At 70.7% G+C, this 6,403-nt stretch carries 6 protein-coding genes; 3 read left to right on the forward strand and 3 right to left on the reverse strand.

The window, feature by feature from the left end:
• Positions 1-11 precede the first annotated feature (11 nt).
• Genes AC1DXV_RS09180 through AC1DXV_RS09190 form a run of 3 tightly spaced genes read right to left on the reverse strand, consistent with a single transcriptional unit; the run spans position 12 to position 3,798 of the window.
• Positions 12-923 (reverse strand): NAD(P)-dependent oxidoreductase, encoded by a 912-nt coding sequence (locus AC1DXV_RS09180; RefSeq protein ID WP_477933292.1) that lies wholly within the window; start codon positions 921-923, stop codon positions 12-14.
• Positions 924-943: 20 nt separating this feature from the next.
• The gene (locus AC1DXV_RS09185; protein ID WP_477933294.1) at positions 944-2,935 is read right to left on the reverse strand and encodes a bifunctional 5-dehydro-2-deoxygluconokinase/5-dehydro-2-deoxyphosphogluconate aldolase; all 1,992 of its coding nucleotides are present in this window, start codon (positions 2,933-2,935) and stop codon (positions 944-946) included.
• Positions 2,932-3,798, reverse strand: a complete 867-nt coding sequence (locus AC1DXV_RS09190; protein ID WP_477839479.1) for a MurR/RpiR family transcriptional regulator — start codon at positions 3,796-3,798, stop codon at positions 2,932-2,934. The genes AC1DXV_RS09185 and AC1DXV_RS09190 overlap by 4 nt, the downstream gene beginning before the upstream one ends.
• Before the next feature lie 117 nt (positions 3,799-3,915).
• On the opposite strand from AC1DXV_RS09190, the gene AC1DXV_RS09195 reads away from it, so the two are divergent.
• The 3 genes from AC1DXV_RS09195 to AC1DXV_RS09205 all read left to right on the forward strand — a co-directional run.
• Positions 3,916-4,944 (forward strand): branched-chain amino acid ABC transporter permease, encoded by a 1,029-nt coding sequence (locus AC1DXV_RS09195; protein ID WP_477933296.1) that lies wholly within the window; start codon positions 3,916-3,918, stop codon positions 4,942-4,944.
• Between the two features lie 3 nt (positions 4,945-4,947).
• On the forward strand, positions 4,948-5,691 hold the full coding sequence (locus AC1DXV_RS09200) for an ABC transporter ATP-binding protein (protein ID WP_477869599.1): 744 nt from the start codon (positions 4,948-4,950) through the stop codon (positions 5,689-5,691).
• The coding region (locus AC1DXV_RS09205; protein WP_477933298.1) for an ABC transporter ATP-binding protein at positions 5,688-6,403 on the forward strand (716 nt) is incomplete at its 3' end. The genes AC1DXV_RS09200 and AC1DXV_RS09205, both read left to right, overlap by 4 nt.

Genomic DNA, 6,403 nt, shown 5'->3' on the forward strand with positions numbered 1-6,403 from the left:
TCCGCGCAGGATCAGCGCGGAATGATCTGCACGTTGTTCAGCTTTTCCTGCGCCTCCAGCAGCGACGCGATGAACTTGTCGCCCAGGCCCAGGTTGCCGGCCTGCACGAAGCTCTGGTGCGCCGCCTCGGCGACGAAGCTCGTCGTCGGCAGCATCTCGGTCAGGTGGGTGTAGTAGCGCAGGTCCTTCTGCGCATTGCCGATCGCGAACTTCAGCCCGGTCAGGTCGCCCTGCAGCGTCTTGCCCAGCATCATCTGGAAGATGCCGGAGTTGACGCCGCCGGCCGAGATCACGTCGAACAGCTTCTGCAGCGACAGCCCGCTCTTCGCGGCCGTGGCCACCGCCTCGGCGATGGCCGCCGCGGTCGTCATCGCGAGCATGTTGTTGATCAGCTTCAGCACATGGCCGTGCCCCGGCGGGCCGACGTGGAAGATGTTCTCGCAGAAGGCCGCGAGCACCGGGCGCACGCGCTCGAAATCGGCCGGCTCGGCGCCGACCATCGTGTTCAGCCGGCCCTCCTCGGCCTCCTTCGGCGTGCGCGCGAGCGGCGCGTCGATGAAGGCGACGCCGCGGGCCGCGAAATCGGCGCGGATGCGCGCGGTCGAGGCCGGCTCGGCGGTCGAGGTGTCGATCACCGTCAGGCCCTTCGCGGCAGCCGCCAGCAGGCCTTCGGGGCCATAGACGATCTCTTCCACCTGCGGCGAGCCGGTGACGCAGATGATCACCACGTCGCTCGCGACGGCCACCGCGGCGCGCGTCGGCTGCTCGCTCGCACCGGCATCGAGCAGGTCCTGCAGGTTGGCGCGGTTGCGGTGCGCGACGAAGCTCACCGGGAAGCCCTTGGCGAGCAGGTTCTTCGCCATGCCGTGGCCCATCATGCCGAGGCCGATGAAGCCGACGCGGGGGTTCTTGCTAGCAGTCATGGTGTTTCCTTTCGTGGGTGTCAATTGACGAGCGAGCCGCTCGCGCACTCGGCGCGGGCCTCGGTCCAGAACTCGATCAGGCGCCGGTAGCTCGCCGCCACCTGCTCGACGACGGCGGCGTCGTCCAGCGTGCCGGCGAACCAGCCGTGCRCCGCGTCGGCGAACAGCGAGCGGCCGACCGCGAAGCCCTTGCACAGCGGCTGCGCGGCCGCGACGCGAAAGCCCTCGCGCAGCGCGGCTTCGCTCGCCTCCATGCCGAGCAGGAGCACGCCGCGGCACAGCGGGTCGTTCGACGCGATCACGTCCCCGATGTGGCGCCACGCGGCCTCGCTGGCGGGCGGGGGCAGCTTCCACCAGTCGGGCTGGATGCCGGCGGCATAGAACTGGCGCAGCGCGCGCGCCAGCGTCTCGTCGTCGGTGGCCATGCCGCGCGGCGGGATCACCTCCAGCAGCAGCTCGTGGCCGGTGGCGTTGCAGGCCTGGGCCAGCAGGCCGACGCTCGCGACCTGCTGCGCCGCGAGCCCGGCCTCGTCGTCGGGGTGGTGGTACACGAGGCACTTGACGACGTGCTCCTGCGGCCAGGTGCGCAGCGCCAGGCCGACGTTGCAGCCGTCCTCGAAATCCAGCGGCCGCGAGCCCGGCAGCTCGACCGGCCGCGCCACCCACAACCCGACGCCGGTCAGCGGCGGCAGGATCTGCTCGCCGAAGCGGCCGTCGAGGATCACGCCGGCCTCGGGGAAGGCCTGGCCCGGGTGGCGCAGCGGGTGCGCCGCGCGGGCTGCCGCATGGCCTTGTGCCGCGGCGCGTGCGACCAGCGCCTTGAACTGCGGGATGCGCTCGCGCGGCGTACCGTGCTTCGCGGCGATCTCCTCGAACTGCGCGCGGTGGTCGAAGGCCAGCACCGCGAGGCCGGGCCAGGCGCGGTGACGGGTCGACGCGCGGTGCAGCTGCTCCAGCTTCGCGTCCTCGCGCAGCCGCTGGTGGCGCGAGCCGTGCGCGAGGAAATGGCTCAGTTCGACCCAGCTGGGCATGGCCGGTGCGCAGCCATGCCGAGACACCACGATCGCGCCACACGCATTCGCATAGCGCAGCGCCTGCGGCAGCGGCTCGTCGCGCACCCAGCCGCGCAGCAGCCCGGCCATGAAGGCGTCGCCCGCGCCCAGCACGTTGAACACCTCGACCGGGAATCCCGGGCCGGCGACGCCGTCGTCGAGCCGCGCCGGGATCGTGCCGTCGTACGCCACGCAGCCCATCGGCCCGCGCTTCATCACGATCAGCGCCGGCGTCAGCGCGCGGATGCGGCGCAGCGCGGTGGCGCTGTCGTCGCTGCCGCCGGCGATGTGCACCTCTTCCTCGGTGCCGACCACCAGGTCGCACAGCGGCAGGATCTCCTGCAGCTGCGCGCTGACGTGGGCCGACGCGATGTAGCGCTGCTCGCCGAGGCCGGGCGCCGTCAGGCCCCACAGCACCGGGCGGTAGTCGATGTCGAGCACGACGCGCGTGCCGGCCGCGCGCGCGGCGCGCATCGCCGCGAGGCAGGCGGCCCGCGTGCCGGGCCGCGACAGGTGCGTGCCCGAGATCAGCAGCGCGCGGGCACTGGCGATCACGGCCGGGTCGACGTCGTCCTCGCACAGGCCCATGTCGGCGCAGTTGTCGCGGTAGAACACCAGCGGAAAGGTGTCGCGGTCACGCAGGCCGAGGAAGACCAGCGCGGTCAGCCGCGACGGATCGGTCTTCAGCTGCGACACGTCGACGCCCTCGGCGGCCAGCGTCTCGCGCACGAAGCGGCCGTTGTGCTCGTCGCCGACGCGACTCAGCATCGCGCAGCGCAGCCCGAGCCGCGACGCCCCCACCGCGGTGTTGGCCGGCGAGCCGCCGAGGTACTTCGCGAAGGTCTGCACGTCTTCCAGGCGCGCACCGAGCTGTTCGCCATACAGGTCGACGGCGGCCCGCCCGACGCAGACCAGGTCCAGCGCGCGGGCCGCCGGCGGGACGGAATCTCTGACACTCATGCAGCATCTCCATTCAAATGACGGGGTCGGGTGCGGGGGCGGGCCGCCATCTCGGCGAGCCGGTGCCCGGTGGTGACGACGATGGCCTGCGCCAGGCACAGCGGCGCGACCAGCGAGCGGAACACCTGGTCGGACGCGAGGCCGAGCTCGAAGCAGACGCTGGCCGAGCGCTTCAGCGGCGACAGCGCGCTGTCGGTGATCGCGATCACCGGCACGCCGGCCTGCTGCGCCGCCTCGGCGGCATCGATCACGTCGCGCGAGTAGCTGTGGAAGCTGGTCACCACCAGCACCTCGTCGCGCGCGATGTTGCGCAGCGATTCGCGCAGCATGCCGCCCAGGCCTTCGAGCAGGTAGGCCTTGAGCTCGAGCTGGCTCAGCGCATAGGCCAGGTAGCAGGCCACCGGGAACGCGCGCCGCTGCGCCAGCACGTGCACGCGGCGCGCGGCGCACAGCAGCTGCACGGCGGCCTTCACGTCGGCCGCGCGCACGCTGTCTTCGAGGTGGCCGAGTTCGCCGATCGCCTCGGCCACGTACTGGTTCAGGAAGCCGCCGCTGGCCGCGCCGTCGCCGCTGCGGCGCTGCTGGTTGATGCGCTCGCGGTAGCTGCCCGAGCGCTCGACCAGGTGGCCGCGGAACACCTGCTGCATCTGCGAGAAACCGTTGAAGCCCAGCGCATTGGCGAAGCGGATCAGCGACGACGGCTGCACCTGCGCCGCCTCGGCGATCACCGCCACCGTGCCGAGCGCGAGCTCGTTCGGGCGCTCCAGCGCGAAGCGCGCGATGCGCTGCAGCTGCGCCGGAAGCTCCGGATAGGCGCGCGAGATCGCATCCTTCAATTCGTCGTAGCTGGAGATGGGACTCATGAGGCTGAACTGTCTAGGGGGAAGCACTGACCCGCAATAGGAACAAACATTCTTGCGCTCAGAAACTGTAGAACATATATTCCGGCGAGTCCACAGTTCATTGCCCAGCGTTCCAACATGCTCAGCACCACACGACACGCGCCGCTCGCCCCGCTTCCGCTCCTGGTCACGGTGGCGGTGCTCGCCAGCACGCCGCTGTGGCTGAGCCAGGTCGGGCTCTACCAGTACCTGGCGCTGGAAATCATGATCTGGATGCTGTTCGCGCTCGGCCACAACCTGCTGCTCGGCTACGGCGGGCTGCCGTCGTTCGGGCACGGCGCGTACTTCGGCATCGGCGCCTATGCATTCGGGCTGCTGCAGCTGCGCGGCGGTGCCGGGCTGGTGCTGGGCGTGCTCGGTGCGGTGCTGATCGCGGCGCTGGCGGGCGCCCTGGTCGGCGCGTTCATCTCGCACCGGCGCGGCATCTACTACGCGCTGCTGACGATCGCGTTCGGGCAGCTCGCCTGGTTCATCGCCGGCAAGTGGCACACGGTGACCGGCGGCGAGGACGGGCTGCTGAACATCAAGCGGCCCGACCTGTCGCTCGGCTTCGTCGACCTCTCGCTGAAGAGCAACGAGGCCTTCTTCTACTTCGCGCTGGTGGTGTTCGCGCTGGTGGTGGCGGCGCTGTGGCGGCTGGTGCATTCGCCGTTCGGCCGCATCCTGCGCGCGATCAAGCAGAACGAGATGCGCGCCGCGTTCGTCGGCCACCCGGTGTGGCTCTACAAGTGGCTGGCCTTCATCATCTCGACGGCGGTGGCGGGGCTGGCCGGCGCGCTGTTCGCGATGGCGCAGCAATCGGCCTACCCGAACGTGATGAGCCTGCACAACTCCGGCTTCGTCGTGATGATGGTGCTGATCGGCGGCGGCCTGGTGAGCTTCTGGGGGCCGGTGATCGGCGCGCTGGTGTTCATCCTGACACGCGACCTGCTCGGCGCCTACACCGAGACCTGGCTGCTCTGGTACGGGCTGCTGTTCATCCTGGTCGTGCTGTTCCAGCCCGACGGCGTGGCCGGCGCGTGGCAATCGTGGCGCGCGCGCTGCGCGGCCCGCAAGCACACGCCGCCGCAGCCCAACGCGACGCTCGCCACCCCCAAGGAGACCTGACCCGTGGCCCTGTTCGAAGCCCATCAACTGCACAAGCGCTTCGGCGACCAGGTGGTGCTGGAAAGCATCACGCTGGCCTTCGAGGAGAAGCAGCTCACCGGGATCATGGGTCCCAACGGTGCCGGCAAGACGACCTGCTTCAACGTGCTGACCGGCCGCTACACGCCCGACCGCGGCAGCGTGCGCTTTGCCGGCGAGGACATCACCGGCCTGTCGCCGCGGCAGATCGCGCGGCGCGGGCTGTCGCGCTCGTTCCAGATCATGAACCTGTTCGACGAGGAGACCACGCTCGACAACGTGCTGGTCGCGCTGCCTGCCGTGCGCGAGCAGGGCCTGTCGATGTGGCGCGACCTCGGCCGCTTCAGCCGCGGGCGCGCGCTGGCGCTGGCGGTGCTCGACCGCGTCGGGCTGGCGGCCAAGGCCTCGGCGATGGCCGGTGCGCTGTCGTACGGCGAGCGGCGCGCGCTGGAGATCGGCGTGGCGCTCGCGACCGACCCGCGGCTGCTGTTCCTCGACGAGCCGACCGCCGGCCTCGGCGCCGAAGGCACCGCGCGCGTGGCCGAGCTGATCGCGCAGCTCAAGCGCGAGCTGACGATCGTGATCATCGAGCACGACATGCGCTTCCTGTTCAGCCTGGCCGACAAGATCAACGTGATCCACTGGGGCCAGGTGATCGCCGAGGGCACGCCGGCGCAGCTGCGCGACAACCCGTGGGTGCAACGCTCGAACCTGGGGACCCTGTCATGAGCGCCGTCCTGAAACCGCAACTCGCGCCCCAGCCGGCGATCCTCGAGATCAGCGGCATCGAGACCTTCTACGCCGAGACGCAGGCGCTGTTCGGCGTGTCGCTCTCCATCGCGCCGGGCGAGGTGGTGTCGCTGCTCGGGCCGAACGGCGCCGGCAAGACGACGACGCTGCGCTCGATCCTCGGGCTGACGCCGCCGAAGCGCGGCAGCGTGCGCTTCGACGGTGTCGACATCACCCACGTGCCGACGCACCGCATCGCCGGCATGGGCATCGGCTGGGTGCCGGACGACCGGCGCATCTTCCCGACGCTGACGGTGGCGCGCAACCTCGCGATCGCGCGCAAGAAGACGCGCTTCCGGGCGTGGAGCGAGAAGGAGTGCTTCGAGATCTTCTCGGCGATGGAGTATTTGATGGGCCGCGAGTGCGAGAACCTGTCGGGCGGCGAGATGCAGATGGTGGCGATCTCGCGCGCGCTGATCGGCTCGCCGGGGCTGGTGCTGTTCGACGAGCCGAGCCAGGGCCTGGCGCCGAAGGTGGTGCAGGACGTGATGGCGACCGTCACGCGGCTCAAGCGCGAGGGGGTGGCGGTGCTGCTGGTGGAGCAGAACGTCGAGAGTGCGCTGGCGGTGTCGGACCGCGCGTACGTGATGCACCAGGGCCGCATCGTGCACGAGGGCAGCGCCGCGGCGCTGCGCGGCGATGCGGCGCTGCA

Source organism: Rhizobacter sp. P3_C12, from assembly GCF_056402735.1.

What these genes read in the sequence shown, in the direction of transcription:
- AC1DXV_RS09180 (WP_477933292.1), bottom strand. Translation starts at nt 923, where the DNA reads ATGACTGCTAGCAAGAACCCCCGCGTCGGCTTCATCGGCCTCGGCATG.
- AC1DXV_RS09195 (WP_477933296.1), top strand. Translation starts at nt 3,916, where the DNA reads ATGCTCAGCACCACACGACACGCGCCGCTCGCCCCGCTTCCGCTCCTG.
- AC1DXV_RS09190 (WP_477839479.1), bottom strand. Translation starts at nt 3,798, where the DNA reads ATGAGTCCCATCTCCAGCTACGACGAATTGAAGGATGCGATCTCGCGC.